The organism is Streptomyces sp. ID05-26A, from assembly GCF_033794685.1.
GTDB lineage: Bacteria > Actinomycetota > Actinomycetes > Mycobacteriales > Pseudonocardiaceae > Lentzea.
In genome coordinates, this window is the sequence record NZ_JARAYZ010000001.1 from 2201010 (window position 1) to 2227180 (window position 26171).

General features: G+C 68.7%; 26 protein-coding genes. 13 read left to right on the forward strand and 13 right to left on the reverse strand.

The features are described from left to right. The first annotated feature begins 94 nt into the window (after positions 1 to 94). The 3 genes from PV646_RS10905 to PV646_RS10915 are packed head-to-tail and all read left to right on the forward strand — an operon-like array spanning position 95 to position 3325. On the forward strand, positions 95 to 1342 hold the full coding sequence (locus PV646_RS10905; RefSeq protein WP_500341296.1) for a GH1 family beta-glucosidase: 1248 nt from the start codon (positions 95 to 97) through the stop codon (positions 1340 to 1342). Then, positions 1335 to 2543, forward strand: coding sequence for an MFS transporter (locus PV646_RS10910; RefSeq protein WP_500341297.1), 1209 nt, complete (start codon positions 1335 to 1337; stop codon positions 2541 to 2543). The genes PV646_RS10905 and PV646_RS10910 overlap by 8 nt, the downstream gene beginning before the upstream one ends. Further along, positions 2543 to 3325, forward strand: coding sequence for an SDR family NAD(P)-dependent oxidoreductase (locus tag PV646_RS10915; protein ID WP_500341298.1), 783 nt, complete (start codon positions 2543 to 2545; stop codon positions 3323 to 3325). The genes PV646_RS10910 and PV646_RS10915 overlap by 1 nt, the downstream gene beginning before the upstream one ends. Before the next feature lie 620 nt (positions 3326 to 3945). Here the strand turns inward: PV646_RS10915 and PV646_RS10920 are convergent. After that, positions 3946 to 4236 carry a hypothetical protein gene (locus tag PV646_RS10920; RefSeq protein ID WP_189156606.1) on the reverse strand — a complete coding sequence of 97 codons (291 nt, stop codon included), beginning with the start codon at positions 4234 to 4236 and terminating at the stop codon, positions 3946 to 3948. A gap of 191 nt (positions 4237 to 4427) precedes the next feature. On the opposite strand from PV646_RS10920, the gene PV646_RS10925 reads away from it, so the two are divergent. Both PV646_RS10925 and PV646_RS10930 read left to right on the forward strand, forming a co-directional pair. Beyond that, positions 4428 to 5810, forward strand: a complete 1383-nt coding sequence (locus PV646_RS10925; RefSeq protein WP_500341299.1) for an NsdA family TPR-like regulatory protein — start codon at positions 4428 to 4430, stop codon at positions 5808 to 5810. 152 nt (positions 5811 to 5962) lie between these two features. Next, the gene (locus PV646_RS10930; protein WP_500341300.1) at positions 5963 to 6244 is read left to right on the forward strand and encodes a hypothetical protein; all 282 of its coding nucleotides are present in this window, start codon (positions 5963 to 5965) and stop codon (positions 6242 to 6244) included. An 87-nt stretch (positions 6245 to 6331) separates the two neighbouring features. Here PV646_RS10930 and PV646_RS10935 read toward each other — a convergent pair whose 3' ends face one another. Then, positions 6332 to 7042 carry an SDR family oxidoreductase gene (locus PV646_RS10935; RefSeq protein ID WP_500341301.1) on the reverse strand — a complete coding sequence of 237 codons (711 nt, stop codon included), beginning with the start codon at positions 7040 to 7042 and terminating at the stop codon, positions 6332 to 6334. Positions 7043 to 7129: 87 nt separating this feature from the next. On the opposite strand from PV646_RS10935, the gene PV646_RS10940 reads away from it, so the two are divergent. Then, positions 7130 to 7957, forward strand: a complete 828-nt coding sequence (locus PV646_RS10940) for a LysR family transcriptional regulator (RefSeq protein ID WP_500341302.1) — start codon at positions 7130 to 7132, stop codon at positions 7955 to 7957. Here PV646_RS10940 and PV646_RS10945 read toward each other — a convergent pair. The 4 genes from PV646_RS10945 to PV646_RS10960 form a co-directional block, all read right to left on the reverse strand. Beyond that, positions 7950 to 8969 (reverse strand): CopD family protein, encoded by a 1020-nt coding sequence (locus tag PV646_RS10945; RefSeq protein ID WP_500341303.1) that lies wholly within the window; start codon positions 8967 to 8969, stop codon positions 7950 to 7952. The genes PV646_RS10940 and PV646_RS10945 overlap by 8 nt on opposite strands. Then, complete coding sequence (locus PV646_RS10950; protein WP_500341304.1) at positions 8966 to 9490, reverse strand: copper resistance CopC family protein; 525 nt, start codon at positions 9488 to 9490, stop codon at positions 8966 to 8968. Before PV646_RS10950 ends, PV646_RS10945 begins: the two co-directional genes overlap by 4 nt. After that, the gene (locus PV646_RS10955) at positions 9487 to 10200 is read right to left on the reverse strand and encodes a YcnI family copper-binding membrane protein (RefSeq protein WP_500341305.1); all 714 of its coding nucleotides are present in this window, start codon (positions 10198 to 10200) and stop codon (positions 9487 to 9489) included. The genes PV646_RS10950 and PV646_RS10955 overlap by 4 nt, the downstream gene beginning before the upstream one ends. A gap of 71 nt (positions 10201 to 10271) precedes the next feature. Continuing rightward, positions 10272 to 10787 carry a hypothetical protein gene (locus PV646_RS10960; protein WP_500341306.1) on the reverse strand — a complete coding sequence of 172 codons (516 nt, stop codon included), beginning with the start codon at positions 10785 to 10787 and terminating at the stop codon, positions 10272 to 10274. Between the two features lie 59 nt (positions 10788 to 10846). Here PV646_RS10960 and PV646_RS10965 point away from each other — a divergent pair, with 59 nt between their 5' ends. Continuing rightward, entirely contained in the window at positions 10847 to 12496 is a 1650-nt protein-coding gene (locus PV646_RS10965) for a BCCT family transporter (RefSeq protein ID WP_500341307.1), read from the forward strand. On the opposite strand, the gene PV646_RS10970 is transcribed toward PV646_RS10965, so the two are convergent. Next, positions 12474 to 12908: a DUF6474 family protein gene (locus tag PV646_RS10970; protein WP_500341308.1), complete on the reverse strand. Its 435-nt coding sequence runs from the start codon at positions 12906 to 12908 to the stop codon at positions 12474 to 12476. The two genes, PV646_RS10965 and PV646_RS10970, sit on opposite strands and share 23 nt — an antisense overlap. Positions 12909 to 13021: 113 nt before the next feature. Between PV646_RS10970 and PV646_RS10975 the strand changes: the two genes are divergently transcribed. After that, positions 13022 to 14635: a TM0106 family RecB-like putative nuclease gene (locus tag PV646_RS10975; RefSeq protein ID WP_500342360.1), complete on the forward strand. Its 1614-nt coding sequence runs from the start codon at positions 13022 to 13024 to the stop codon at positions 14633 to 14635. Here PV646_RS10975 and PV646_RS10980 read toward each other — a convergent pair. Further along, positions 14632 to 15390, reverse strand: a complete 759-nt coding sequence (locus PV646_RS10980) for an SDR family NAD(P)-dependent oxidoreductase (protein ID WP_093594970.1) — start codon at positions 15388 to 15390, stop codon at positions 14632 to 14634. The genes PV646_RS10975 and PV646_RS10980 overlap by 4 nt on opposite strands. A 336-nt stretch (positions 15391 to 15726) precedes the next feature. Here PV646_RS10980 and PV646_RS10985 point away from each other — a divergent pair, with 336 nt between their 5' ends. Continuing rightward, positions 15727 to 17508 (forward strand): gamma-glutamyltransferase family protein, encoded by a 1782-nt coding sequence (locus PV646_RS10985; protein ID WP_500341309.1) that lies wholly within the window; start codon positions 15727 to 15729, stop codon positions 17506 to 17508. Here the strand turns inward: PV646_RS10985 and PV646_RS10990 are convergent. The 3 genes from PV646_RS10990 to PV646_RS11000 form a co-directional block, all read right to left on the reverse strand. Beyond that, the gene (locus PV646_RS10990; protein ID WP_500341310.1) at positions 17505 to 17711 is read right to left on the reverse strand and encodes a hypothetical protein; all 207 of its coding nucleotides are present in this window, start codon (positions 17709 to 17711) and stop codon (positions 17505 to 17507) included. The genes PV646_RS10985 and PV646_RS10990 overlap by 4 nt on opposite strands. 85 nt (positions 17712 to 17796) lie before the next feature. Beyond that, positions 17797 to 18141, reverse strand: a complete 345-nt coding sequence (locus PV646_RS10995) for a hypothetical protein (RefSeq protein WP_500341311.1) — start codon at positions 18139 to 18141, stop codon at positions 17797 to 17799. 65 nt (positions 18142 to 18206) lie between these two features. Continuing rightward, entirely contained in the window at positions 18207 to 18464 is a 258-nt protein-coding gene (locus PV646_RS11000) for a hypothetical protein (protein WP_500341312.1), read from the reverse strand. Between the two features lie 73 nt (positions 18465 to 18537). Here PV646_RS11000 and PV646_RS11005 point away from each other — a divergent pair, with 73 nt between their 5' ends. After that, on the forward strand, positions 18538 to 19350 hold the full coding sequence (locus PV646_RS11005) for a helix-turn-helix domain-containing protein (RefSeq protein ID WP_500341313.1): 813 nt from the start codon (positions 18538 to 18540) through the stop codon (positions 19348 to 19350). 18 nt (positions 19351 to 19368) lie between these two features. Next, positions 19369 to 19548 carry a DUF397 domain-containing protein gene (locus PV646_RS11010; protein ID WP_500341314.1) on the forward strand — a complete coding sequence of 60 codons (180 nt, stop codon included), beginning with the start codon at positions 19369 to 19371 and terminating at the stop codon, positions 19546 to 19548. On the opposite strand, the gene PV646_RS11015 is transcribed toward PV646_RS11010, so the two are convergent. Further along, positions 19549 to 19923 (reverse strand): hypothetical protein, encoded by a 375-nt coding sequence (locus tag PV646_RS11015; RefSeq protein WP_189156589.1) that lies wholly within the window; start codon positions 19921 to 19923, stop codon positions 19549 to 19551. It abuts the gene before it with no gap. Between the two features lie 355 nt (positions 19924 to 20278). Between PV646_RS11015 and PV646_RS11020 the strand changes: the two genes are divergently transcribed. Together PV646_RS11020 and PV646_RS11025 are read left to right on the forward strand one after the other, a co-directional pair. Beyond that, positions 20279 to 21502, forward strand: coding sequence for a hypothetical protein (locus PV646_RS11020; protein ID WP_500341315.1), 1224 nt, complete (start codon positions 20279 to 20281; stop codon positions 21500 to 21502). Beyond that, positions 21499 to 22767, forward strand: coding sequence for a glycosyltransferase family 2 protein (locus PV646_RS11025; protein ID WP_500341316.1), 1269 nt, complete (start codon positions 21499 to 21501; stop codon positions 22765 to 22767). The genes PV646_RS11020 and PV646_RS11025 overlap by 4 nt, the downstream gene beginning before the upstream one ends. Here the strand turns inward: PV646_RS11025 and PV646_RS11030 are convergent. Then, positions 22764 to 26171, reverse strand: coding sequence for a glycosyltransferase (locus PV646_RS11030; RefSeq protein WP_500341317.1), 3408 nt, complete (start codon positions 26169 to 26171; stop codon positions 22764 to 22766). The genes PV646_RS11025 and PV646_RS11030 overlap by 4 nt on opposite strands.

Genomic DNA, 26171 nt, shown 5'->3' on the forward strand with positions numbered 1-26171 from the left:
GGTACTTCACATCTTGCCTGTTGTACGGCTCTTTCACTTCCCTGAACCTGTCAACACGCCTACGATCCGAACAAGTTTCACATTTGGAGGATCGATGAGCGACTTCCTCTGGGGAGTGTCGACGTCCGCGTTCCAGATCGAGGGCGCGTTCGAGGCAGGCGGCCGGGGTCCCTCCGTGTGGGACGAGTTCACTCCGGTACACGAGAACCAGAACGCTTCCGTTGCGTGCGACCACTACAACCGGTGGCGTGAGGACGTTGCGCTCATGACGCAGCTCGGCGTGAACGCGTATCGGTTCTCGATCGCGTGGCCGCGCATCCAGCCGTCCGGCAAGGGACCTGTCAACGCCGAGGGCCTCGACTTCTACGACCGCCTGGTCGACGCGCTCGTCGACGTCGGTATCGCCCCCGTGGCGACGTTGTACCACTGGGACACCCCCTTGGAGCTGGAAGCCGAGGGCGGCTGGCTGAATCGGGACATCGCCGACCGGTTCGCCGACTACACGGCACTGGTCGCGGACCGGCTCGCCGACCGCGTGAAGCTGTGGATCCCGATCAACGAACCGGCGATGGTGACGTTGCAGGGCTATGCGATCGGTGAGCACGCTCCCGGCAAGACGCTGCTCTTCGACGCGTTGCCGACCGCCCACCACCTGAACCTCGCCCACGGCCGTGCGGTCGAAGTGCTCCGTTCCCACAACGCGCAAGCGGTTGGAACGGCCAACAACCACACCCCCGCGTGGCCGGTTGGGCCGAACGACGTAGCAGCCGCCGAGGCGTACAGCGAAATCCACAACTGGATCTACGCGGACCCCATGCTGTCGGGCCGATATCCCGACGCAGTCGCCGATCTCCTGCCCATCGCCGATGGTGACCTGGCCACGATCCACCAGCCGCTCGACTTCTACGGCGTGAACTACTACAACCCGACGCGGCTCAGGGCACCGTCCGACGGCAACCCGCTGCCGTTCGAGCTCGCGGAGATCGACGAGTACGAGCGCACCGGTTTCGGCTGGCCGATCGTGCCGGCGGGGCTCACCGAGATGATCACGACGTTGCGCGAGCGGCATCCCGGCCTGCCGCCGGTCCACGTCACTGAGAGCGGGTGCAGCTTCCCCGACGGACTGCAGGACGCCGAGCGGATCGCCTACCTCGACGGACACCTCAAGGCAGCTCAGGCGGCCGACGTCTCCGGGTACTTCGTGTGGTCGCTGCTCGACAACTTCGAGTGGGAGTCCGGATATTCGCAGCGGTTCGGCCTCGTCCAGGTCGACTTCGAGACGCAGGTCCGCACGCCGCGCGACTCGTTCCACTGGTACAGAAAGGTGATCAGTGGTGAGTGAGGCGCTCGCCGAACCGGTCGTCCCGGTTCGCAGAAGCTGGATGGTCTTGCTGTTCGTCGCGAACCTCGGTCTGTGGCTCGCGGTCTACGCGCCGATCCAGATCCTGTTGCCGCGGCAGGCCGAACTGCTGGACAAGGCGAACAAGACGTTCGTGTTCGGCGTCGTCACCGGTGTCGGCGCGTTCGTGGCGATGGTGGGCGTGCCGCTCATCGGCTTCCTGTCCGACCGCACGACCTCACGCTTCGGCCGCCGGCACCCGTGGACGTTGATCGGGTCGATCATCGCGGCCGCCGGCCTCGCCGTTCTCGCCAGTGCGCACTCGGTCCTGGTCATGACGATCGGCTGGTGCCTGGTGCAGGCGGGGGTCAGCAGCATGCTCGCCGCGCTGACCGCCGCGGTCCCGGACCGGGTGCCCGTCGTGCAGCGGGCCAAGGTCGGTGGGCAGTTCGGCATCAGCCAGATGCTCGGCACCGTGCTGGGCGCTGTCGTCGTCACGGAGCTGGTCACCGATCTGGAGGCCGGCTACCTGGCCTGCGCGGGGATCGTGGTGGCCGGAGCGCTGTTCTTCGTGTTCAGGACGCCGGACACGCAGCTGGTCGTCAAGCCGGTGCGGCCGACGTTCTGGATCTCACCCCGTGAGCACCCCGACTTCGCGTGGGCGTGGCTCGGGCACTTCATGCTCAACGTCGGCAACGCGTTCGGCACGCTCTACCTGTACTTCTTCCTGAGCGACGAGGTGCGCCACCCGAATCCCGACCAGGGCCTGCTGCAGTTGATGGTCCTGTACGGGGTGGCGCTCACCGCAGGAGCAGTGCTGTTCGGCGCACGGAGTGATCGTTCTGGCCGTCGGAAGCCGTACGTGTACGGAGCGTCGGCGGTCATGGCGCTGGCGGCGTTGTTGTTGGTGGTGTCACCGACGTGGCCGGTCGCGCTGGTCGCCTCCCCGTTGCTCGGTGTCGGCTTCGGCACCTACCTGGCCGTCGCGATCGCGCTGCTCACCCAGGTGCTGCCGGCCGCGGCCGACCGGGCCAAGGATCTGGGCGTGATCAACGTGGCCAACGCGTTGCCGCAGGTCATCGCCCCTCTGCTGACCACCGTGATCCTCGCGAACCTGGGCGGGTACCGCGGTCTGTTCGCTGCTTCGGCGCTGGCTACCGTGCTGGCGGCGGTGTTGATGAGTCGAGTGCGATCGGTGGTCTGATGCAGGTCGAGGGCAAGAAGGTTCTGGTCACGGGGGCGTCCCAGGGGATCGGCGCGGAGGCGGCGTTCAGGTTCGCGGCCCACGGCGCACACGTCCACCTTGTGGCCCGCAGCGCCGAACTGCTCGATCAACAGGTCAAGCGGATCACCGAGTTCGGTGGCTCGGCGACCGCTCACCAGGCCGATCTCGCGGACGCCGCGCAGATCCGCGCGCTCGCCGAGGAGGTGCCGGCCCCGGACGTGCTGGTCAACAACGCGGGTGTCGGGCGCTGGCTGTTCCTCGACGAGACCGAGCCGGAAGAGCTGGTCACGATGACCGCGGTGCCGTACCTGGCGGCGTTGTTGCTGACCAGGGAGTACCTGGGCGCCATGCGACAGCGCGGGTCCGGCTGGATCGTCAACGTGAACTCGCCGGTGTCCCGGCTCCCGATCCCCGGCTGTGTCGGGTACCAGTCGTCGCGGTGGGCGCTGCGGGGGTTGACCGCGTCACTGCGCTCGGACCTGCGCGGAACCGGCGTCGGTGTCTCCGAAGTCATTCCCGGCAAGGTGAGCAGCGAGTACTTCACCAACAACCCCGGCGCCGAGGAACGGATCCCCGGGATCGCCCGGCTGATGATCCCGACGGTCACGCCGGCGCAGTGCGCGAAGGCGATCGTCGACGCCGTCGAGAAGGAACGCGCCGAGCACCTGTTCCCGTGGCAGCTCAAGGCGTTCGAGATCTCCGGCCGGCTCTTCCCTGGCCTGACCTCGTACCTGGCCTGGAAGACCGGCACACACCGCTGAAAAGAGCATGAAAACGGCCCTTGCCTGCGCGGGAGGTGCAGACAAGGGCCGTGGTTGGTGACCGCGGACCGACGACGGTCGGGGAGGGTGGGTGCACGTCACCGGCCCGCGGGAATCTGTGGAGTTGTAAAGCTGACCGGGGCTCGCGATGTCGCGGTCGGGGGTTCGCACATCGCGAGCCACCGGTCAGTAGGCGGTTTGCAGACCTGGTCGTGTCGGGGGGACGCCAGGTCAGTCGCAAACGCCCGTTAGTGGGCTCGAGCCACCGCGCGGCGGGACCGGGTGACAGGAGGAGTCACCGGGGCCTCGCGCAGATGGCGAGCCGGGCGCGGGGCGAGTCCGCCCGCAACCAGGTGTTCGTACGCGGCGCGCCACACCGAGCAAGGTGACTTCTGCTGGCGCCAACGGCCGGAACATTCAGGGCAGTTGCCCTTCTCGTCCGGCTCGTGCGCTGCCAGAAGTGCACGCCATCCCTCGGTCAGCCGAGGGAGCTCGGATCGAGCCACCGACAGGAGGGACGGGGCGTCCGCGCGGCTCGCCAGCTCAGTGAGCAGGTCGAGGCGTTCCCACACAGCGTTGCGAAGAACCTGTCCGAGGATCGCGTCCATTGAACGTCACCGTCACCTTTCCGCCTGGTCGGCGGCTTCGCGTAGCGCAGCCCTGAGCTGTACGAGCTGGTCGTGGGACAAGACTGCCGTCTCCCCGGGAGGGCCTACCAGGACCACTTGGCCCTGAACGACCTTCACGGTGAGCTGGCGGTCCCGCTCGACCACGTCGCCGCAGCTGATCTGCCACGTCCGACGTTGCCCGGTCATGCCGCGCCATGTGGATTCGGTGTCACCCGTCTCCACAATGGAGGTGGAGCCTGAGGAGGAGCTGTCCACTATTAGGTCGTTCCTCTCCGTGCTCACTCGCTTACCGGAATCCAGATTGCGATGATTCATCCCGGAACGGGACGTCACAGCGCCCACCGGTGGAAGTCTTACGGTGAGCGGTAAGCGGTTATCGGTAGGGCCGATCAGCTCCGCCGAAGAGGACTTCTCGGGCTCGGGGACCTGCCCCTAGTCTGCCGATGACGCCCAACGGACTGTGAGGGTGCGCGATGAACACCATGAGTTCCCAGGGCTCTCCTATCCCCACCGACGTGTGGGACCACCAGGAGATGCGGGACGCACTTGCCCGACGAGAGATCAGCTCGGTCTACCGGCTGCTCCGAAGGCACGGTGTTTCCCAGCGCCAGATCGCGGCGCTCACTGGGCAGTCGCAGTCCGAAGTCTCGGAGATCCTCAAGGGACGTCAGGTCATGGCCTACGACGTGCTGACCAGGATCGCCATTGGCTTGGGTGTCCCACGTGGATACATGGGTCTCGCCTACGACGAGACAACGGCAGTACGGGTGGCCGCATCAGCGGACTCACCCCATCCTGAGGAGGACGAGTCGGTGAAGCGTCGGAAGTTCCTCGCGCACGCCGCCGCCGTGACAGTGGGCGCGGCCGTGTTCGGAGCGGACTCCGGGTCGTGGGTTTCACACCCCACACAGACTCCGGCTCCGGGACGCATCGGCATGACCGATGTGCGCCAGGTCGAAGCGGCGACGCGGGCTCTGCGTGCCCTGGACTACCAGTACGGCGGCGGTTCCTGCCGCGACGCCGTGGTCGCGCAGCTGTCCTGGGGACAGCAGATGCTCGGTGCGAGTTCCACGGACATCGTCCGCCAGCGGCTCTTCGTGGCCCTGGCCGACCTGCACAACCTCGCCGGCTGGACGTCGTTCGACACGGGTCTGATGGACTCGGCCCGCAACCACTTCGGTCAGGCGCTCGACCTCGCCAAGCAGGGCGAGAACGAGGCGCTGATGGCGAACATCCTGTACCGCATGGGCCGCGTGTACTTGCACCAGAACGCCCCGGACGACGCGCTGAAGGTGTTCCAGCTGGGTCAGCTGGCCGCGCAGAACTCCGGTTCCGAACTGGCCGTGGGCATCCTGTGCGCGAACGAGGCCTGGGCCTACGCGAAGATGGGCTCCGACGAGCAGGCGCTCAAGCTGCTCGGCCGTGCGCGTGACGAATTCTCCCGCGCGAACGTCACCGAAGCCCCCGCCTGGGCCAAGTTCTTCAACGAGATCGACCTCTCGTCCATGATCGGCACGGTGCACACGGAGCTGGCCCAGACGGTGGACGCCAAGTACACGAGGACCGCGATCCCCGCGCTGTCCAAGGCGATCAACAACTTCGGTGACGAGTACGCCCGCAGCCGCTCGTTCAACCTGACCTCGATGGCGATCAACCACCTGCTCGAGGGCGACATCGACCACGGCGCCAAGATCGGTCGCCAGGCCGTCGACCTGTCGGAAAGCCTCAAGTCGGTGCGCACGAAGCAGCGCATGGAGCCGCTCCGCCAAGAGGCCGACAAGCGTCGCAACAACCCCGAGGCCCGCGAGCTCGCCGACCGCGTCGCGCGGTTCACCGGCACCGAGTCGGCCGCCTGAGCCAATCTCGTTTGGGTCCTATAGCACCACTTTTGGATGGTGTGGGACACGAACCGGTAACGCCAGGACCTTCGCACACGAATGCAGCATCGACGGGCGAGAAATCCACGCCTAAGGTGCGGCAGGTCGGGGCGAAGGACGAGGTGCGGCGCGTGAGCCTTACTCGGAGGTGGCGTTCCAAGAGAGCGCTGCGGTCCGCGCAGTTGCTCGACGAGGTGGTGGACACCCAGCTACCGCTGCTCGCGGGCTTCGACGAGGAGCGGCGGCGCCGGTCCGCCGACTACCTGGCCGAGCTCGTGGCGTTGGCTCAGGACTACCGCTACTACGCCAGCGGCTGGATCGACAGCCGTGAGCTGGACCGTCGCGGTCAGCGGACGATGAACCGGCTGGCGCGGATGCGTGAAGAATCTTCGGCTCGACTGATCACCGACTAGTCCGATCGTGGGCAGCTCGTCGCGTTGATCAGACCACTCACCGAGTCCGACCGAAGTCGTGGATGTTTCACGTTGAACATTCGCCCCTCACCAGGGCACGGTCCCGGCGTCGTCGAACAGACCGCCGGTAGGACCGTCGTCGGCCAGCGTGGCCAGCCTGATCGCGGCCTTCGCGCCGTCCGCGGGAGTGCTCGTTCCCTGGAACCCGTTGAGGTCCGTCGCCACGTAACCGGGGCAGGCGGCGTTGACCTTGATGTTCGGGAACTCCTTCGCGTACTGGACGGTCAGCGCGTTCAGGAACGTCTTCGACGGCGTGTAGGTGCCGTTGACCTCGCCGAACTCCACTTCCGGTGTCGTCTGCAGTGTCAGCGACGCCAGGTGGCTCGACTGGTTGACGATCCGCGGCCGTGCGGACCGGGCCAGCAGGGGCAGCATCGCGTTGGTGACCCGGACGACGCCGATCACGTTGGTCTCCAGCACCTCCCGCAGACTTTCCGGTGTGGCGGCGGACGGCACCGCGGGCCACGCTCCGGCGATCGCCGCGTTGTTGACCAGCACGTCGAGGCGGCCGAACCGTTCCTCGAACAGCGCCACCGCCGCCTGGACGCTCTCGTCGTCGGTCACGTCCAGCGGCACTGCGAACGCGTCGACGCCGTCCGCCCGCAGCTTCGCCACCGCCTCCTCTCCGCGCCGGGCGTCTCTCGCGCCGACCCCGACGGTCATCCCGAGGCCCGCCGCGATCTCGTAGCCGATGCCCTTGTTCGCGCCGGTGACCAGCGCAATCGTCTGTTCGCTCATGTCTTCGATCGTGGTCCGGCGCGCTTTCAAGACCAACATCAGTTCGGTGTGGCAGCGATACCCGGCCGGTATCGATAGCGTGGACGGGTGGAGACCCGAGAGCTTCGGTACTTCGTCGCGGTCGCCGAGGAACTGCACTTCGGCAGGGCCGCCGACCGTCTCGGCATCGCCCAGCCGCCGTTGTCGCGGACGATCGCCCAGCTCGAACACCGGCTCGGCGTCGCGTTGCTGACCCGCACCAGTCGCCGGGTCTCGCTCACCGAGGCCGGCGCGGTGCTGCTGGCCGAGGGGAGGGCGATCCTCGGCGCGGTGGCTGCGGCGGAGAGGCGCACCCGCACCGTCGACCGGCCGTCGCTGGTGCTGGCCGCCAAGGCCGGTGGTTCCAGCGAACTGCTGGCCAAGCTGCTCGACGCCTACGCCGCCGAACCCGGTGCGGTCGCCGTCGACCTGCTGTTGTGCAAGGCCCACACCGGGCAGCCACTGCTCGACGGCCGGGCCGACGTGGCGCTCCTGCACGAACCGTTCGACTCGACCGCGGGTCTCGACGTCGAGGCTCTGCGCGTCGAGAGCCAGTTCGCGATCCTGTCGGCCTCGCACCCGCTGGCCGGTGCGGACCGGCTGAGGATGGCCGACGTCGTCGACCTGCCGGAGCTCGTGCGCTGGCCGGAGCCCGACGGCAGCTACCTTCCCGGCCCCGGCGTGGAGGTCCACGACCTGACGCAGCTGTTCCAGCTGATCTCGCTCGGTCGTGCCGTCGCGGTCATGCCGGAGGTCGTCCGCACCGGCCTGCTCGAAGGCCTGGTCGCGGTGCCGGTGGTCGATGCGCAGAAGGTGACGACGGTGATCGCGTGGCCACCGCACAGCAGGTCACGTGCCGTCGCCGACCTGGTCAGGGTCGCGACGGGGTTCAGCTGACCGGAGCGCGGCTCAGGACGACGGCCAGTCCGAATGCGATGCCCATGATGGTCACCTCGAGGATCGCCCACCCGACGATGGCGGTGACCTTGTGCTGGGAGATCTTCGGCAGCAGCCGCCACCGGATGTGCGCGCCGAGCACCGCGATCAGCCCTGCGCAGACGGTCTTGCCCAGGAACAGCAGGCCGTACCCGGTCGTGAACAGCGACTGCGGGAACGGCACGACGGGGTTGAGGACCAGCTCCAGCAGTCCGTTGAAAAGGCCCGTGACCGCGACGACGACGAGGCTGACGGTCGCGACCCTGGAGAACTTCGGCAGCGCGATCGCCAGCAGCCCCTTGCGGTAGGCGACCAGTGCCATCAACGCGCCGAGCCCGCCCGTCCAGGCCGCGGCGCCCAGCACGTGCAGCTCCATGGAGACCATCGAGTAGTCGTGGTACTTCCAGTTGGAGGCGTGCCCGGTCACCGGGATCGGCAGCAGACCGAACATCGAGACGAGAATCCGCAGCTCAGCGGGTACGGACTCGCCGTTGCGCACGGCCATCACGCCGATGATCAGGTAGACGAACGCACAGGCCGCGCTGAACAACAGGCCCTTGCCGGCGCCGACCGACCCGATGTAGTCGACGGCGTTGCCGATGCTGACGTTGCTGCCCGGCCGCAGTTCGGCAGCCTGCAGCGCGATGGCCGTCAGCGCGGTGACCACCCAGACCGCGGCGGCGACGACCGCGGCCGGCCGGGCGATGCGCATGACGGGTTCGGTGTGCGTGGGCCGGTCGAAGCCGAGCAGTTTCGGCAGGATCGACAGCCCGACGACGATCGTCGCCGAGACGTCGAGCAGGACCCTGGTGACCGGAAGGCCGTACCGGACCGCCGCCCCCGCGTCGACGACCCCGGCGACCACGACGGGTGGTGCCAGCACGAGGCCGAGCGCGATGCCTCCGAGTGCGCCGAACACCAGTCCGGCGAGCACGCGGTAGTGGGTGGGAGCGACGGTCCGGACGTCGTTCATGCCTTCGAGCCTCCGCCTCGCAGGGCGAAGAACACGCCACCGCCGAGCAGCACGACGGCGCCGACGATCCACACCCAGATGGGCAGGCCGTCGGACTGCTGCTGGTCCGCCAGGTTGTTCGTCTCGACCTGGCGGGGCGAACCGGTGCCGTCCTTGGTGAGCGTGAACGTCAGCTCGCCGGACACGGGGTGCCCGTCCGCGGACAGGATGCGGTAGCCGATCTTGTACTCGCCGGCCTTGCCCAGGGCGTCGACCTTCTGGGACACCGCGGTGTCCTTGATCGTCGGGTCGCCCGCCACCTCGTAGTGCCCGCCGCTCGAGTCGGTGACCGAGATGGCGTTGATGCCCTGACCACCCTGGACGTCCTGGTCGAACGTCAGCGTGACCGACGAGGGGCCGACCTCCAGCGAGGTCTTGTCCTTCGGGTCGCTGCCGATCAGTGCGTTGTGCGCCGCCGCGGGGGCGGCCGTGGCGAGCACGGCCGCACCGGCGAACAGGAACGCGATTAGCGCACGCTTCATGCCTTGCGCCTCGAACGCAGGATCGCGCCGACACCGAAGCCCAGGCCGAGCGCACCGACGGCCAGACCGGCGCCACCGAGGTAGCGGGCGGTCTTGTCGGAACCGGCAGCGGACGCCTCGTGCGTGTCCGTGCTGTTCGCGGCCGGGGTCGTGCCGTGGCCACCGTGGCCGTCGTCGCCGGCCTTCTTCGGGGCGAGCTTCAACGCGGGCGCGGGGTGCTCCGGCTCCTTGCCGTCCGCACCGGCGGACTGGGCCCAGTCCACGACCTCGCCGTTCTCGTACGTCTGCTTGGTCGGGAGTTCCAGCGTGTCCTTGCCCTCGGGCAGGGTGCCGATGGCGACGAAGAACTCCTGGTACTCGTTGACGTTGATCTTCACGCCGGGCTCGGCGGTCCAGGTGATCGTCTTGAACGCCTCGGTGACCTCCTTGCCGGCGATCGTCACGGGCTTGTCGAGCTTGCCCTTGACGGCTTCGGCCTTCCACCCGGCCAGCGGCTTGGTGCGCACCGACGTGAGCGGCGTGTCCTGCGGCAGCGTCACCTCGATCTTGGTGGTGCCGGCGTTGTCGCGCTCGTTCGGGACGCGGAACGCGAAGGTGGCGCGGCCACCCTGGGTGAACTCAGCGGGCTGGGCGCTGACGTGGGCCGACGCGATGGTCGGGGTGCCGAGGACGGCGATTCCGGCAACGGCGAGAACGGCGAGCGTGCGCACGCCAAATCGATTTGTCGACATGAAGTTGTGGCTCCTGATGCCAAAGGGGGCTTGCAAGGGGATACGGATGATCAGGAGTCACAGGGCGGGCCGCGCCGCCGATTCGCACGCGTCAGGTCCAGTTGGTGTGCGTTCCGGACGTACGGCGTGCTGGTGAACGTCCGCACCGGAGTCGTGACCGGCAGCGGCGTGAGCCTGCGGGGGATCAGGCGGGTGACGGCGGCGATCAGCCTGAACAGGGCGTTCTCGGCGTGGAACAGCAGGATGCCGGTCAGCGTCGCGGCGACGAGGTGCGCCGCGAACATCTGCCAGGTCAGCGTGTTGTTGTGCTCGTGGTTGACCCAGGTCAGCAGCAGGTGCTGCGCGAGCTGGGCCGTGCCGAGCCCGACGATGACGGAGAACTTCCCCGTGCGCTTGTCCGCGAGTGACGCTGCCGCGAACGCGATCAGCACCACCAACGGCACCGCGTGGAGGAACTCTCCGATCTCGCCGCCGCCCAGCCCGTGGGCGGTGATCGTGAGCGCGGCAGACGTCAGCGCGAGCGCGGCACCGCGAAGGGTGCGCAACTCACTCGTCCGTGTGCTCACGAGGCTTGAGGGTAATCGGAGGAGTTTGACCAGGTCTACGAGCGGGTAGTCCGGGCCGCATGACCGTTCAATGCGACAAGCCGGGCCGTACCGACCGGGTTGTGTTCGGCGTTGCCGCAGGTCTCACGCTTGCGTTTGTGACCTGGGGAATCGTCGGTACCGAGAGTTTGGCCTCCGCCTCGAAGGCGGCGCTGGGATGGATCATCCAGCATCTGGGATGGGCCTTCGTGCTCTCCGCCACCGGCTTCGTGGTCTTCGCGCTGTGGCTCGCGTTCAGCCGGTACGGGAAGATCCCGCTCGGGCAGGACGACGAGAAACCCGAGTTCAAGACCGTGTCGTGGGTCGCGATGATGTTCAGCGCCGGCATGGGCATCGGGCTGATGTTCTACGGCGTCAACGAGCCGCTGACCCACTTCGTGAAGCCACCACCCGGCAGCGACGGCGACCCGCTCGAGACCGCCATGGCCACGACGTTGTTCCACTGGACGCTCCACCCGTGGGCGATCTACGCCATCGTCGGCATCGCCATCGCGTACAGCAGCTTCCGCCGGGGCAGGTCCTCGTTGATCAGCTCCGCGTTCGCACCGCTGCTCGGCAAGCGGGCGGCCAGCGGCTGGGGTCGTGCGATCGACGTCATGGCGATCTTCGCGACCCTGTTCGGCTCGGCCGCCTCCCTCGGTCTCGGCGCCCTGCAGATCGGGAGCGGGCTGGAGGCGGCCGGGTGGGCGGGTGACGTCGGCAAGGGCGTGCTGGTCGCGATCATCGCGATCCTGACCGTGGCCTTCGTCGCGTCCGCCGTCTCGGGTGTCGCCAAGGGCATCCAGTGGCTGTCGAACATCAACATGGTGCTGGCCGTGACGCTGGCGCTGTTCCTGTTCGTGGTCGGGCCGACGATCTTCATCCTGAACCTGCTGCCCACGGCGCTCGGCGACTACTTCCGCGAGCTCGCGACGATGGCCGGCCGCACCGCCGCCTCCGGTGGCGACGCGACCGAGACCTGGCTGTCCGGCTGGACGATCTTCTACTGGGCGTGGTGGATCTCGTGGACGCCGTTCGTCGGCATGTTCATCGCGCGGATCTCCCGTGGCCGCACGATCAAGCAGTTCGTCGCCGGTGTGATCCTGGTGCCGTCCGCGGTGTCGCTGGTGTGGTTCGCGATCCTGGGTGGCACGGCGATCTTCGAGCAGCGCAACGGTGTGGACCTCGCCGGTCAGTCGACGCCCGAGTCACAGCTCTTCTCGCTGCTGGACCAGTTCCCGCTCGCCGCCGTCGCCGGTGTCGTCGTGATGATCCTGGTGGCGATCTTCTTCGTGTCCGGTGCGGACGCCGCGTCGATCGTGATGGGAACGCTCTCGCAGGAGGGCACCATCCGGCCGACCAAGCCGGTGGTGATCTTCTGGGGCGTGGTGACCGGTGCCGTCGCCGCCGTGATGCTGCTCGTGGGCGGCTCGGACGCGCTGACGGGCCTGCAGAACCTGACGATCATCGCGGCGCTGCCGTTCATGGTCGTGATGATCGGACTGTGCGTCTCGCTGGCCAAGGACCTGCGGTCCGACCCGATGATCAGGCGCGAGGAACGCGTCGCCGAGGTGATGGAGGAGGTCACCGCGCACCTCGACCCCGGTCAGGTGGTCGAGGAGGCGGCGATCAAGGCGGTGGCAGAGGTGACCGGCAGGACGCCGGACGTCAGCGCACGTTCAGGCGCCTGAGCAACTCCTGCTCCAGCACGTCCAGATCAGTCCCGACGGCCCGGTGCGCGGCTTTGCGCCGGGCCGTCGGCATGCGTTCAGAAGCGCGAACAGCGGCGAGCAGCTGGGAGAGTCGCGTCTCGGTCTTCGAAACCCAATCGGAATCTGTCGTCCGCAATGTCTCCAACGACTCCGAGAAGCCGACAATTCGCGCGTGCAGGCGGGCGCCGTATCCGGAGTACCTGCCGATGTCCGCGACGTCGATGCCGAGCCGGCGAGCCCGGTACCGGTCGTACTGCTCGCTCAAAACCCCAGCTCCGCGGGCGATCACGGGAGCCAGCACCGGAATGAGCGCGGGCGCCACCACCTTCGCGACACCGACCAGGCTCTTGGCCCTGCTGGGCGTGAAGCCGGTCTTCGCTTTGCGCGCCATTCGGGTACACCTCCTCCGTCACGTGAAACTTACTGCCCAGGTTGCTCGCACATCTCCCCGACGCGCGACATACCCTGCATCCTGTGACTTCCCAGGTGCAGCTAGACGCCGGCGTGGTCACTCGTTGTCGGCGGCGGGTGCACCTCGAAAACGATCCGGAAATGCGCGACGCTCCCAAAGCGGCGCCGGATCCGGCGTCGGAGCAAAGAAAAGCGGACGCGGCGAACCACCGTCGCGCGGTGGCGGACGCGCTCGGCAGAATCGTCGGCTCGAACCTCTTCGAGGTGCCGAGTGGACCGGACGTGCGCAGCGCGGACCGGGAACGCGTGACGCTCGCCGCGATGGAGATGGGCACGCCGTACATCTGGGGCGCCGCGCTGCCCCGTGATCCACGCGGTGGCCGACGCGGCGGAATCGACCTGCTGGTCAAGGACTCCAGCGGGTACGTGCCGGTGCTGGTGGTCCGGCACAAGATCACCGACCCCGGTCAGGGCGCGAAGACGAGCCCGCTGAGCATCCCGTTGCCCGACGGCAGCCGCACGGACCCGCACCGCAAGGTCCGGCCGCAGCCCCGTGACCAGCTGCGGCTGGCCCACGCCCAACGGCAGCTGCAGGCCGCGGGCTACGCGCGCAACGGACGGGCCACCGGCGGCGTGATCGGCATGGACGCCGACGTGGTGCTGTGGCACGACCTGGAGGCGCCGACCTGGCCGGGCGGCCGCAACGCGCTGGCGGAGTACGACGCGAGGTTCAGCGACCGCCTGGCCGTGGCGCTGGCGGCGGCGAACGACAAGGAACCGCTCGCGCGGCCGTCGCGGATCGTCGACTGCAAGACCTGCCCGTGGTGGCCGAAGTGCGACAGCGATCTCAAGCAGGGCAGGGACGTCAGCCTCGTCGTGCGCGGCGAGGACGCGGTGGCGTTGCGCAAGATCGGCCTGTCCACTGTGGACAATCTGGCCGAGCTGGACCCCCGGGAGACCGGTCCGATCCAGCTCGTCGGCATGCCGTTCGGCGACGCCGTGGTGCTGGCGCGGGCGTGGCTGCGCGACCTGACGCTGGTGCGCCGCGTGCCCGAGATGAACGTGCCGCGTGCGGACGTCGAGGTCGACGTCGACATGGAGAGCTTCGGCGATCTGGGCGCGTACATGTGGGGCTGCCTGCTGTCCGGAAAGGACATCGACGAGGAGCACGGCTACCGCGCGTTCGTCACGTGGGACGCGCTGCCGTGCGACGACGAAGCGCGCTCGTTCGCCGAGTTCTGGACCTGGCTGACCGGGATCCGGTTGCGGGCCAAGGCACGCGGGCTGTCGTTCCGCGCCTACTGCTACAACGAGCTCGCGGAGAACCGCTGGCTGCTGGCGTCGGCGGAACGGTTCGCGGGCAAGCCGGGCATCCCGACGACCGCGCAGATCAAGGAGTTCATCAACTCGGACTCGTGGGTCGACCTGTTCGGCATCGTCCGCGAGCAGTTCCTGTGCGCGCACGGCAAGGGCCTGAAGGTCATCGCGCCGGCCGCCGGGTTCTCGTGGCGCGATCCCGAGGCCGGTGGTGAGAACTCCATGCGCTGGTACCGGTCGGCGGTCGGGATGAACGGCGACGAGCTCGACGTGGCTCAGCGGCAACGGCTGCTGGAGTACAACGAGGACGACGTCCGGGCCACCCACCGCCTGCGCGAGTGGATGACCTCGGACGCGATGTCCAAGCTGCCTTTTGCCGGAGATCTCTAGCGGGGTGCCATGCGGAGAGCGCCGTCCATGCGGATGACCTCTCCGTTCAGGTAGTCGTGCTCGATGATCGAGAGCGCGAGCTGCGCGTACTCCGACGGCTGGGCCAGGCGCTTCGGGAACGGGACGCCGGCGGCGAGGCCCGCGCGGAACTCGTCCGAGACCGTGGCGAGCATCGGGGTGTCGACGATGCCGGGCGCGATCGTGAGCACGCGGATGCCCACGTTGCTCAGGTCGCGGGCGGCGGGGAGGGTCATGCCGACGACGCCACCCTTGGACGAGGCGTAGGCGACCTGGCCGATCTGGCCGTCGAACGCGGCGATCGACGCGGTGTTGATGATGACGCCGCGCGCGCCGTGCTCGAGCTCCTCGGTCTTGCCCATGGCCGCGGCGGCCAGGCGCAGGACGTTGAACGAGCCGATCAGGTTGACCTCGATGATCTTGCGGTAGAGGTCGAGGTCGTGCGGGCCGGTCTTGCCGACGGTGCGGGACGACGGGCCGATGCCCGCGCAGTTCACCGTGATGCGCAGCGGGGCGCCGGAGCCGGCAGCGGTGTCGACGGCGGCCTGGACCTCTTCGCCCGAGGTCACGTCGGCGGCCAGGTAGGTGACGTTCTCGATCGCGTCGGCGTTCGCGATGGCGCTGGGCAGGTCGAGAGCGAACACCTGCGCTCCACGCGCCGCGAGCGCCCGTGCCGTGGCGCCGCCGAGGCCGGACGCGCCACCGGTGACGATGGCCGCGGTACCCGAGATCTCCATGCCTTCATCCTCCTCGAAGCGAACTGCTCGCGAGGAGGTTAACGCTCGTTACCTCGAACTCAACGGTCGGTCCAGTGGAGCAGGGCCACCAACGGCACCGCTGCCACGAGCGCGAGGCCGATGAAGATCGTCGCGACAACCAGAATTCCCATGTCTGAAACTGTGCCGTTCGACGGTGTTCGAAACATCGCCCGGGCCGGTAGACCTCTGGTAGGAGATCTGTCACGGTCCGCTACGACCAAAGTCGTACCGGTCTCGGGGTCTGCTCCGTTCGGGCCTGGGGCATGCGTCACTTGGAGTCAGACAATATAGTTAGCCTCGCGTACCTTTATGGATGTGTTCACCACGCGCCCCGAACTCGTCGGCACCTTCGGAATGGTCGCTTCGACCCACTGGCTGGCCTCCGCGTCGGCCATGGCGGTGCTGGAGGACGGTGGCAACGCCTTCGACGCCGCCGTCACCGCCGGATTCGTGCTGCAGGTGGTGGAACCGCACCTCAACGGCCCCGGCGGCGAGGTCCCGATCATCTTCTCCGCGGCCGGTGCGGCCCCTCAGGTGCTCTGCGGACAGGGCGTGGCGCCCGCCGGAGCGTCGATCGAGCACTACACCGATCTGGGGCTGTCGCTGATCCCCGGCAGCGGGTTGCTGGCCGCGACCGTGCCGGGTGCGTGGGACGGATGGCTCACTCTGCTGCGTGACCACGGCACCAAGACGCTGCGTGAGGTGCTGGACCGGGCGATCGGGTACGCCCGTGACGGCTTCCCGCTGGTCGAGCGTGCGGCCCACACGATCGGAATGGTCTCGGACCTCTTCCGCGACCACTGGCCGACGTCCGCCGCGCAGTGGATGCCCGACGGCGTCCTGCCGAAGCCTGGCGGCCGGTTCCGCAACCCGAAGCTCGCCGACACGTGGGAGTGGCTGCTGGCCGCCGCCGAGGCTGCGGGCGCCGACCGCGAGGCGCAGATCGAGGCCGCGCGCCGAGCGTGGTCGCAGGGGTTCGTCGCCGCGCAGATCGACGAGTTCTGTCGTTCGTCGTTCCGCGACGACTCGGGTCGCGATCACGCGGGTGTGCTGACCGGCGCCGACATGGCGTCGTGGGAGGCCTCGTACGAGGACGCGCTCGTCGCGGACTTCGGTGAGTGGTCGCTGGTCAAGCCCGGCGCGTGGACGCAGGGACCCGTGCTGGCGCAACAGCTCCGGCTGCTGGAGGGCTACGACCTGTCCTATGTGGACGGCAAGCCCACCGCGGAGACCGTGCACCTCGCCGTCGAGGCCGCGAAGCTGGCGTTCGCCGACCGCGAGGCCTGGTACGGCGACGTGCCGGACGTGCCGCTGGAGACCCTGCTGTCGCGCGCCTACGCCTCCGAACGCCGTGCGTTGATCTCGTCCGAGGCTTCGCTGGAGTTGAGGCCCGGCTCGCCTGACGGCCGCGAACCCTTGCTCCCCAAGCACATCACCAGCGGCCCGTCCGCTCTGGTCACCGACCCGACGGGCGCGATCGGCGAACCGACCGTGGAACGCTCCGGCGTGACGCGTGGCGACACCGTGCACGTGGACGTCGTGGACCGCTGGGGCAACATGGTCTCCGCGACCCCGTCCGGCGGCTGGCTGCAGTCGTCGCCGACGATCCCGTCACTCGGCTTCTGCCTGGGCAGCCGCGCCCAGATGTTCTGGCTGGACAAGGATCTGCCGAACTCGCTGGCCCCCGGCAAGCGCCCGCGGATCACCCTGTCGCCGTCGATGGCGTTGCGCGACGGCCGTCCCGCGCTGGCGTTCGGCACTCCCGGCGGCGACCAGCAGGACCAGTGGCAACTCGGCTTCTGGCTGGCGCACCAGGCGGGCCTGAACCTGCAGGAGGCGATCGACTCGCCGATGTGGCACTCGAACGCGTTCCCGAGTTCGTTCTACCCGCGGGCCTGGACGCCGGGCGAACTCGTCATCGAGTCCCGCGTCGGCGCGGACGTCCTGGAAGAGTTGCGATCGCGCGGCCACCAGGTGGTGGACGCCGGCGAGTGGACGCTGGGCCGGATGTCCGCCGTGGCAAGGGATGCCGCAGACGGACTCCTGCGCGCCGGGGCGAACCCACGAGGCGCGCAGGGCTACGCGGCGGGTCGCTAACCGCCGATGACGTGGCGGCCGTCGTGGATCATCTCGACGTTGCCGCCGAAGTTGTGCAGCGTGCTGACACCGGCGCTGTCACCGAGCTCGCTGATCTTGCCAACGGCGTCGGGCACCTGCGGCGCGGCGCTCGCGGTACCGGCCATGGCGGCGATGGCACCCGCGGCGATGCCGGCGGAAGCGACGATCTTCTTGATGCCCAACGCGTTCCGCTCCTCATAAGTGGAACGGCGCCCGATTCGAGGGGGAGGGAATCGGGCGCCGCCCCGGCCAGGAAGGTCTGTCAGATCAGATGTCGACGGACGCAGCGCCGGTCGGCACACCGTTCGGCTCGTTCAGGCCGAGCAGCGTGGAGGCCGGGAGGCCCGTGGCGCCGGCGTCGACGTTCTCGACGAGCGCGTTGACGTCCACGTCCTGCGCGTTGATGGCCTGGATCTTGCCCGCGGCGTCGGCGGTGTTCACGGACGCGAGGTCACCGGCGGTGGCGATGTCGCCCAGCTGGCCACCCAGGTCGGGCGCGGTGTGAACGGCGGCGGACCCGGTGTCCGCGTGTGCGATCCCACCCAGGCCGAGCATGACGGTAGCGCTGCCGAGGGCAACAGCGGCCCCCGTGACGGTCTTCCTGAGGTTCATAGGCGCGAACGTGTCGTGTCCGGACCCTCTACATCAAGCTGCGTAACTCAGGCGAGGGAAGTTCTTCATCCTTTAAGGGGACGCCACTCGATTCCGACGGTGCAAACCCGCTCCTGGCCCCGCCACACCGATATCGCGTACAGCCCTGGTTTCGTTCCGGCCCGGGACATGAAGTCGTGCGCGCACCCCAGCGTGTACCGGCGGCGCCAGTCATCGCCTTTCTTTATGTACCAACCGTGGTCGACGACCTCTTCGGTGTGCTCGAGCACCAGGGCACCGTCGGACAGACGCCGGTGGTACTCGATGCGGTGGAGGTGGTCCATGACCACGACGGTCCTCACCGCACTCGGCGAGTGAGAATCTCAGATTCCGGATCTCGCCCGTAACGTTTGGGCCGTGGCTGAACCCACGTTCCGGCAGCGACGCCTCGGTGAGGCGTTGAAACTGCTGCGCGAACGATCCGGGTTGAGTCAGCGCGAAGCGTCTGACCGGATCGACTACAACGTTCCGAAGCTCAGCCGCATCGAGAACGGCCAGGTGCCGGACATCCACGCGTTGCGCACGATGCTCGACGTCTACGGCGTGATCGGCGACGAGGTGGAGCCATATCTGGAGATGTGGAAGCTCGCCAAGGAAAAGGGTTGGTGGAAGCAGTACCGAATCGAGGACCAGGGCTACATCAGCCTGGAGCACGACGCCTCGACGGTTCGGGAGTTTCAGCCGAACTACATCCCGGGGATGATCCAGAGCAAGGGGTACATGCGGACGTTGTTCGCAGGATCCAGGGCTCAGAGGTCCAAGAGGTGGATCGATGACCAGATCGCCATCCGGCAGCGCAGACAGAGACGCCTGGCCGGCGACCGCCCGATCTCGTACCACGCGATCATCACTGAAGCGGCGCTGCGGTACGCGGATCGCGATCAACTTGTCCACGTCAACCAGGTCGGCCTGCTACCGAACGTCACGATTCAGGTCGTATTGGACATGGCCGGGCTGCATGACGGGCACAACGGCGGCTTCAACTTGCTGGACTTTCCGTACGCCGGAGACCCGAAGATTCTCTACATCGAGCACACCGGCGGATCGCTTCACATCGACGACCCGGCCCGCGTGAAGACCACTACCCTTACCTTCAAGCACCTCTCGAAGCTGGCGTTGACCCCCGAAGAGTCCGCCGCGTGGATCGAGAGGCTGGCTGCCGAGAGGTAGGGGTCTGAAGTGTCTGTTGTGTGGCGCAAGAGCAGCCGCAGCAACAACGGCGGCAATGGAAGCTGTGTCGAGATTGCGCTGAACGGCTCAATCGCGCGCGTGCGCGACTCCAAGAACCGGGCGAATTCCGAGGTCGCCGCGCCCGAATGGGCAGCGTTCATCACCGCCATCAAGCGCGGCGACTTCGAAAAGAAGTAACTAGGCGATCGCGCCCGGCGGCAACTTCAGCTTGAACGGCAGCGTCGTCACGACAGCCAGATCCGAGGCCGTCGCCTTCATCAGCGTCGGAGCGTTGCGCGAGCCGGGTTCAGGCAGGTCCAGCAGCCTGTCCACGGCCTCGACCAACGGGCCCTCGTAGATCCACACGGCCTGAGCCGGGCGAGCCGAGTCGCGTACCGCGGGCAGACGTCCCGCGCGCGCCTCTGTCTCCGACCAGAACAGGATCGAGTCGATGAAGCCTCTTCGCTGCTTGAACGCCATGATTCGGTCGAGCTGCCCGGCGTCGTCCCTCAAGTGGAGGAACTGGAAGCCACTCTCGCGCAGCTCGATGACCTTGTTCAGTGCGTGGTCCATGGCGCACCTACCCCTGTGAGGTCCCCTTCGGGTGACTGATCAGTCATACGACCCGAAAGGATCGTACGGTAAGTCAACGTTCCGCCGTAAGACGTACTCCGAACGAGTATCTCAATTGGCGGAAGCTTGTGGCGCAGGGTAATCGTTGGCCTTCTTGGATGAGGAAACGGCCAGGAGTACCGCTACGGTTCGCACCAAGAACGCCAAACCGCCCAATGTGACTAATGTCACGGTGATCAACATGTGTCGCCTCCGAGTGGCTCTTACACCCGTAGTAGACGTGTAGCACGCGTCGCGGGTTGCACCTTCCTCGACTCGCCGTTCTGGGCGAGGTCAGGCCAGTAGAGTCAGTCCGGTGCGTGAAGAAACCGCCGTCGGGGGATCGCTCGGCTTGTTGTGCAGCACCGAACTGGACGGGCTCGGCGACCAGTTGCCCGTGCGCGTGCTCGAACGGGAACTGCGGGAACGCCTGGGTGACTGGCGGATCACCCCGCTCGCGCGGCGGGCGCACTCGCATCGTGCCGACGGCGGGCTGGGGGCCACGCCGCTCAGCTCTGTCGGGCCTGACGACTTCCACCTGATCGTCGTGTCGCCTTCCGGGCCGCTCGAGATCGCCGAGGTGCCTGGCAACGCGGTCGCGGTGGCGGTCAGGTCGGGTGGCAAGGCCGGTCTCCGGGTGCTGTCGACCCGGGACGAGGGGCCTGACGTCGTGCCGAACGTCGGGGTGCTCGCCGACCGGCTGGTGGAACCGGCGGTCCTCACCGCTCGCGTGCAGCACCTCCGGCAGCTCGGCAGGCTGCCCGAACACCGGTACCTGGTCCTGCACGTCACCGCGAGCACACCGCTCGCCCGGCTGCGGCCCGCCGTGGCCAAGGCCGCCGAACTGCTGGCCATCGACCACGTCGTGGTGCTGCCCACCGGCGTCAAGCCCGAGGACACCGGCTGGCCGACGATGCAGCACGACGCCGTCGTCGAGGACCGGCTGGCCGTGATCGCGAACGCGGCCGCGGTGGTGGCCGGAGACGAGCACGTGGCGGCGGCCGCGCAAGCGTTTGGCCGGACGTGGGTGCTGTTCGACCCGAAGGGCGCCGACCGCGCGGCCGTCGAGCAGTTCGGCAGCGCGGAGCAGGTCGTCACCGCGCCGAGCAGGCTGGTCACCGCCATGCGGCGGGCGCTCAAGGTCGAGCGGTCCGCCAAGGCCGTCCGGCTGCTGGACGACCACCTCAACGCGGTGGCGCGCCTCGCGGAGGACGCTTTCGCCAAGGCCGGGGGCGTCGAGCCGCGCATCGCGTTGCTCGCTGCCGAGAACCAGGCGCTGCGCAAGGCGCACCAGCAGCTGCACGCCCGGTTGATCGCCGAACGGGAGGCGATCGTCGAGCACATGCTCAGCCGCAGCGGCGACATCGGGCCCGACCTGGCCACGGAACGGCGGCTGCACGCCGATCTGGCGGAGCGGCACCGCGACGTGCTCGCCGCGCTGGCCGCGGAACGGACCGAACTCGCCGCGATGCGTTCCACCAAGCTCTACCGGTGGACGCGGCTGCCGCGCGTCGTCTACGGAAAGCTGCGCGGCCGGTGAGCCCCCGTGTCACGTTCGTCCTGGTCACCTACGGCGGCGGACCGATGGCGGCGCGCTGCCTGGAGGTCCTCGCCGAGCACACCGAGCAGCCCTACGAGGTCGTGGTCGTCGACAGCGCGTCGCCCGACGGCACCGGGCAGTGGCTGGAGGACAACCTCCAGACGGCGACCGTGGTCCGGCTCGACGAGAACCTGGGGTTCGGCGCCGGCTGCAACGTCGGTGTCGAGCACGCGGGCACCGAGTTCGTCTGCTTCCTCAACGCCGACGTCGAGGTCACCGAGGGCTGGCTGGCCCCGCTGCTCGAGTTCCTCGACGGCAGGCCCGAGGCCGCCGCGGTCGCGCCGCTGATGGTCTTCCCCGACGGCAGGGTGCAGGAGGCGGGCAGCCTCCTCGGCGGCGACGCGTACAGCAGGGGCTGGGGCGACGGGCAGTACGACGTCGAGTCGTTCTACCCCCGAGTCGTCGACTACGCCTCCGCCGCGTGCCTCGTCATGCGGCGCAAGGCGTTCCACGAGGCCGGCGGGTTCTCGCCGGAGTACCACGTCGCCTACTACGAGGACACCGACCTGCAGTTCGTGCTGCGCCGGCTCGGCTGGCAGGTGTGGGTCCAGCCCGCGTCACGGGTGCTGCACGTCCGGCACGGCACGAGCTCGACGGCCACGGCCGAACGCCTCTCCGACATCAACCGCGAGGTGTTCCGCCGCCGGCACGCCGACGACCTGGCGACCCGCCCGCCGGCGCTGGGCATCCACGAGCACACCCACCGGCTGTGGTGGCTGCGCGATCGCCCCGCCACCGCGCGGATCCTGGTCGTCGCCGACGACCAGGTCGACGCGACCCTGCTCGTCGCGCTGAGGGACCGGGACCCCGAGGCCGCCGTCACGCTGTTCGTGCCGGAGGAACCAGAGCAGGACTGGCGACCGGCCGGGATCGAGGTCGTGTCCGACGCCGAACCGGTGGCGTGGAGCCGTGAACGCGTCGGCCTCTACGACGTCGTCATCGCGCTCGGCCCCGGCACGGCGGCGGCGGAGATCACCGAGTGGCAGCCGCAAGCCGTCCGGGTGCTGCGCCTGGACGTGTTGCCGCACGTCGCCTGGGAGAAGAAGTACGCACGCGACCTCAAGCGCGCGGACGCCATCCGTGCGGGCGTCGAACGCGCACGGCTCGCGAGCGCCGAGGAGTGGGCGCAGACCGTCGTCCACGCGGACGCCGTGCTGGACGACGTCCTCGTCGAGTGCGGTCTGGCGCCGGCGAAGTCCCGCTAACGCTGAGCGCGCCGCAGCAACGCGGCCGCGAGCAGCCTTCGTTCGGCACCCGCCGTGTCCGGGCGGTCGCCTTCCAAAGCCAGCCGCACCAACGGCCACAGCCTGCGTTCGGCCGTGGTCAGTCGTGAGATGTGCTGGACCACTTCCGGCTGCATCAGGTCGTGGTTGCGCATCAGCAGCACCGTGGCGAACTGCGCGATCCTGCGCGTCTCGTGCTCGATGATGTGGTCGAGCTCGGGTTGCTTGTGCGCCAACGAGTCCTGGCCGAACCCGAGCGCGTACCTGGCCAGTCCCTTGAGACCCGGCAGGCCCTCGGCGAGGCGGGGCACCTGCCAGCCGGTCACGTTCGCACCGTGCTGGCGGTAGGAGTGCAGCGCCCGGTCGACGAACGCGATCCGGCCGATCGACAGGGCGCACGCGGCGAGCCACTGGTCGTGGTACGACGCGGGGGTGCTCGGTGGCAACGGCAGCATGCGTTCGGCCAGCACGTCCGCGCGCACCATGCTCGCCGCGCCGGTCACCGTGTTGAGGAGCAACAACTGCTCCAGGTCCGCATCGGGTCCCGGCTTCGGCCTGCCCGTCCACACGCTGTCGGCGATCACCGTGCCGTGGTCGTCGACCAGTCGCATGTCGGCGTACGCCAGCAGCACCGACGGGTCGGCGAACTCCGCCACCAACGTCTCGATCTTGTCGGCGTCCCACAGGTCGTCCTGGTCGGACAGCGCCACGAACTCGGTGTCCGACGGCACGAGTTGCAGCGCCCGCTCGAAGTTGCCGTAGAAGCCCGCGTTCTCGTCGTGCTCGACGACGACGAACCTGGGGTCGTCGCCCACCACGTCGCGCAACGTGGCCCGGCCGGCCTCGTCCGAGTTGTCGTCGCTGATGACGCACACCCAGTTCTCGTGGGTCTGCGCGCGAATCGTGTCGAGCTGCGCGGCGAAGTGGTGCCGCGGTGGGTTGTAGGTGGCGAGGCAGATCGCGACCTTCGGACCGTCACCCGGCCAGGTCGTCTCGATGCGCTTGACCGTCGCTTGTGGACGGACGTGCAGCGGCGGCAGATCGCAGCGGAAGACCGTGCCGTCCGCCAGAGTCACCAGCAGTTCGAGCGCGATGGAACCCGGTGACGTGCGTGCGCGCACGGGCACGCGCAGCCGGATTCCGTTGCCGGGGTGGCCTGTCGTGCCCGGACAGGTCTTTCCGTCGGCGCGAACGGCGACGGTCTGCACCGGCAGGTCCTCGTGCTCGACCGTGCCCTCGAGTTCGACGACCTGGCCGCGACCGACCACGATCTCGGTCTCCGGCACCGCGACCTCGTAGCGCAGCCGCGTGGCGCGGTCGTGCTTGCTCACCTCGCGGATCCGGCCGCCGACCAGCGGTGCGATCGGGCCCAGCCGGCGCAGCACCGCGTCCGTCTCCTCACCGCCCCTGCCGAGCAGCAGGTCACGAGTACCGCGCAGCGCACGGGCGGCGGGCCAGACGAACTCGCGTCCGATGTGGACGATGGACGAGGAGTCCAGCTTCTCCAGGCGTGCCCGCAGTTCCGCGTTCTCCTGGGCGAGCCGGTCCGCCAGCGCCGTCTGCTCGGTGAGGCGTGCGTCGGTGTCGGCGAGCTCCATCAACGAGTTGCCGACCAGGTCGTCCAACCGGCCGATCTCGTCGCGCAACGCGGCGGTGGCGGCGTTCGACTGCTCGTGCAGCTTCTCCAGTTCCTCGGAACGTTCGTGCAGCCTGTCGGCCAGCTCGGTGGCTCGCGCGGTCAGCTGCGGCACCGAGGCCGCGATGTCCTGCAGTTCGGTGAGCGCGGGCCCTTCCCAGAGCCTCGGCCTGCCCGGCACGTCGAGCTCGCTCAGCAACGTGGCGAGCACCTCGTCCGCCGGCGTGCCGCTGACGAGTTCCTGCAACTTCGCCTCGGCTGGAAGCAGGTCGTCCCACCGCGGCGCGGGCAACCCGGCGAGCGTCGTCAGTTCGCCGGTGAGCTGCCGGATCGACCACTGCGCGGGCCACGGGTGCGCGGCGCCGCTCCGGTGGACCTCGCGGGCGAACTCCAGCAGCGCCCGCGCGAGCGCGAGCTCGGCGTCCACTCCGGACTCGGCCTGCCACTCGAGGTCGATCCGGTGGTACGTCCCGTGATCGGCGACGATGAAGTTGCCGGGATGCACGTCGAGGCAGTCCGGCGGCAGCACCGGAACACCCTCGCGACCAGGCAGGAACGGGTGGTGCACGTCCGCATCGGTGTGGGGCCGCGCATCCGCCGTGCAGTACGCGCGCCACAACTTCAGACGATCACGCAGCGCGGCGAGGTCGTTGTCCGCCAAGGAGTCGAGCAGCAGGCTGTCCAGGGCGACACCGGGCAACACCGGGTCGCGCTCGACGAGCACCTGGCGCAGCCAGCCCGCGACGCTCTCCCGGCCGTCGGCCACCACCAGGTCGAGATCGTCGGTGAGGGTCCGCGAGCGCCGCCACTGCGGCAACCTGCCGTTGTTGACCATCCAGGCGAGGCCCGGCCGCAGGGTCCGTTCGACGGACTCCCGCGTGCGTGCCGCGACGACGAGGAACGACGGCGAGACCGCCGCGCTGAACCCGTCCTCGACGGCGAGACGGTGTGGCAGCCTCCCGGCGATCGCGCCGACGGTGCCGCCGAACGCGCCCTGCAGCGGGTCGCGCACGAGCTTGTCGATCAGTTCGGGAGCGTCGGGACGGTCGTGCAGCGACGCGTCCACGACGATCCGCGGGGTCTTGTAGTCCGGGTACGGCGCCATCCAGCGCTGGACGGTGAACCCGGCGGCGGAAAGCAGTTCGCCGAGCCGCTGCCGGTTCCACGTCCGCGCGCCGGAGCCCGGATAACCGGCGGGACCCACCCACGACTTCCCGCGGTGGTCCTCCGCCCGGCCGAGCAGGTACCCGAGGCCGAGTTGGTTCTCGATCGCGAGCACCAGCGCGCCGTCGTCGTCCAGAGCCTCGGCGACATCACCCAGCAGTTGCTCGGGGTCGCAGTACTCCAGCACGCCGCAGACCATCGCGAGGTCGAACGTCCCGTGCTTGCTCAACTCCACGACAGGACTGTCGACGATCCGCACGCCAGGCAGGTCACGACACCGTTCCCGCGCCGCGGCCGCGCGCAACGGCACGCCCTCGACACCGACGACGTCCGCCCCGGCCTCGCCCATGGCCCGGCTCAGGACACCGCTGCCGCAGCCGACGTCGAGCACCCGTTGCCCCGGCCGGATGTCCAGGGGCGCGAGCAACCCGAGCCGCTGAGGCGAGAAGTGGTAGGTGAGCTCCCACGAACCACCGAGGTTCGTGGCGAGCTCAGCCGAACCGGCGCTGACGTCCGTCGCCGCGCGGAGCCGTTCGAGAACGGCGTCCTCGGCGCCGTCCGCGTAGTCGACGACGTCGTTGCTCAT

Bases quoted from the DNA above. Each gene is read 5' to 3' on its own strand.
- PV646_RS10905 (WP_500341296.1), top strand. From the start codon at position 95: ATGAGCGACTTCCTCTGGGGAGTGTCGACGTCCGCGTTCCAGATCGAG.
- PV646_RS10915 (WP_500341298.1), top strand. From the start codon at position 2,543: ATGCAGGTCGAGGGCAAGAAGGTTCTGGTCACGGGGGCGTCCCAGGGG.
- PV646_RS10925 (WP_500341299.1), top strand. From the start codon at position 4,428: ATGAACACCATGAGTTCCCAGGGCTCTCCTATCCCCACCGACGTGTGG.
- PV646_RS10935 (WP_500341301.1), bottom strand. From the start codon at position 7,042: ATGAGCGAACAGACGATTGCGCTGGTCACCGGCGCGAACAAGGGCATC.
- PV646_RS10945 (WP_500341303.1), bottom strand. From the start codon at position 8,969: ATGAACGACGTCCGGACCGTCGCTCCCACCCACTACCGCGTGCTCGCC.
- PV646_RS10950 (WP_500341304.1), bottom strand. From the start codon at position 9,490: ATGAAGCGTGCGCTAATCGCGTTCCTGTTCGCCGGTGCGGCCGTGCTC.
- PV646_RS10965 (WP_500341307.1), top strand. From the start codon at position 10,847: ATGACCGTTCAATGCGACAAGCCGGGCCGTACCGACCGGGTTGTGTTC.
- PV646_RS10970 (WP_500341308.1), bottom strand. From the start codon at position 12,908: ATGGCGCGCAAAGCGAAGACCGGCTTCACGCCCAGCAGGGCCAAGAGC.
- PV646_RS10980 (WP_093594970.1), bottom strand. From the start codon at position 15,390: ATGGAGATCTCGGGTACCGCGGCCATCGTCACCGGTGGCGCGTCCGGC.
- PV646_RS10995 (WP_500341311.1), bottom strand. From the start codon at position 18,141: ATGAACCTCAGGAAGACCGTCACGGGGGCCGCTGTTGCCCTCGGCAGC.
- PV646_RS11000 (WP_500341312.1), bottom strand. From the start codon at position 18,464: ATGGACCACCTCCACCGCATCGAGTACCACCGGCGTCTGTCCGACGGT.
- PV646_RS11015 (WP_189156589.1), bottom strand. From the start codon at position 19,923: ATGGACCACGCACTGAACAAGGTCATCGAGCTGCGCGAGAGTGGCTTC.
- PV646_RS11030 (WP_500341317.1), bottom strand. From the start codon at position 26,171: ATGAGCAACGACGTCGTCGACTACGCGGACGGCGCCGAGGACGCCGTT.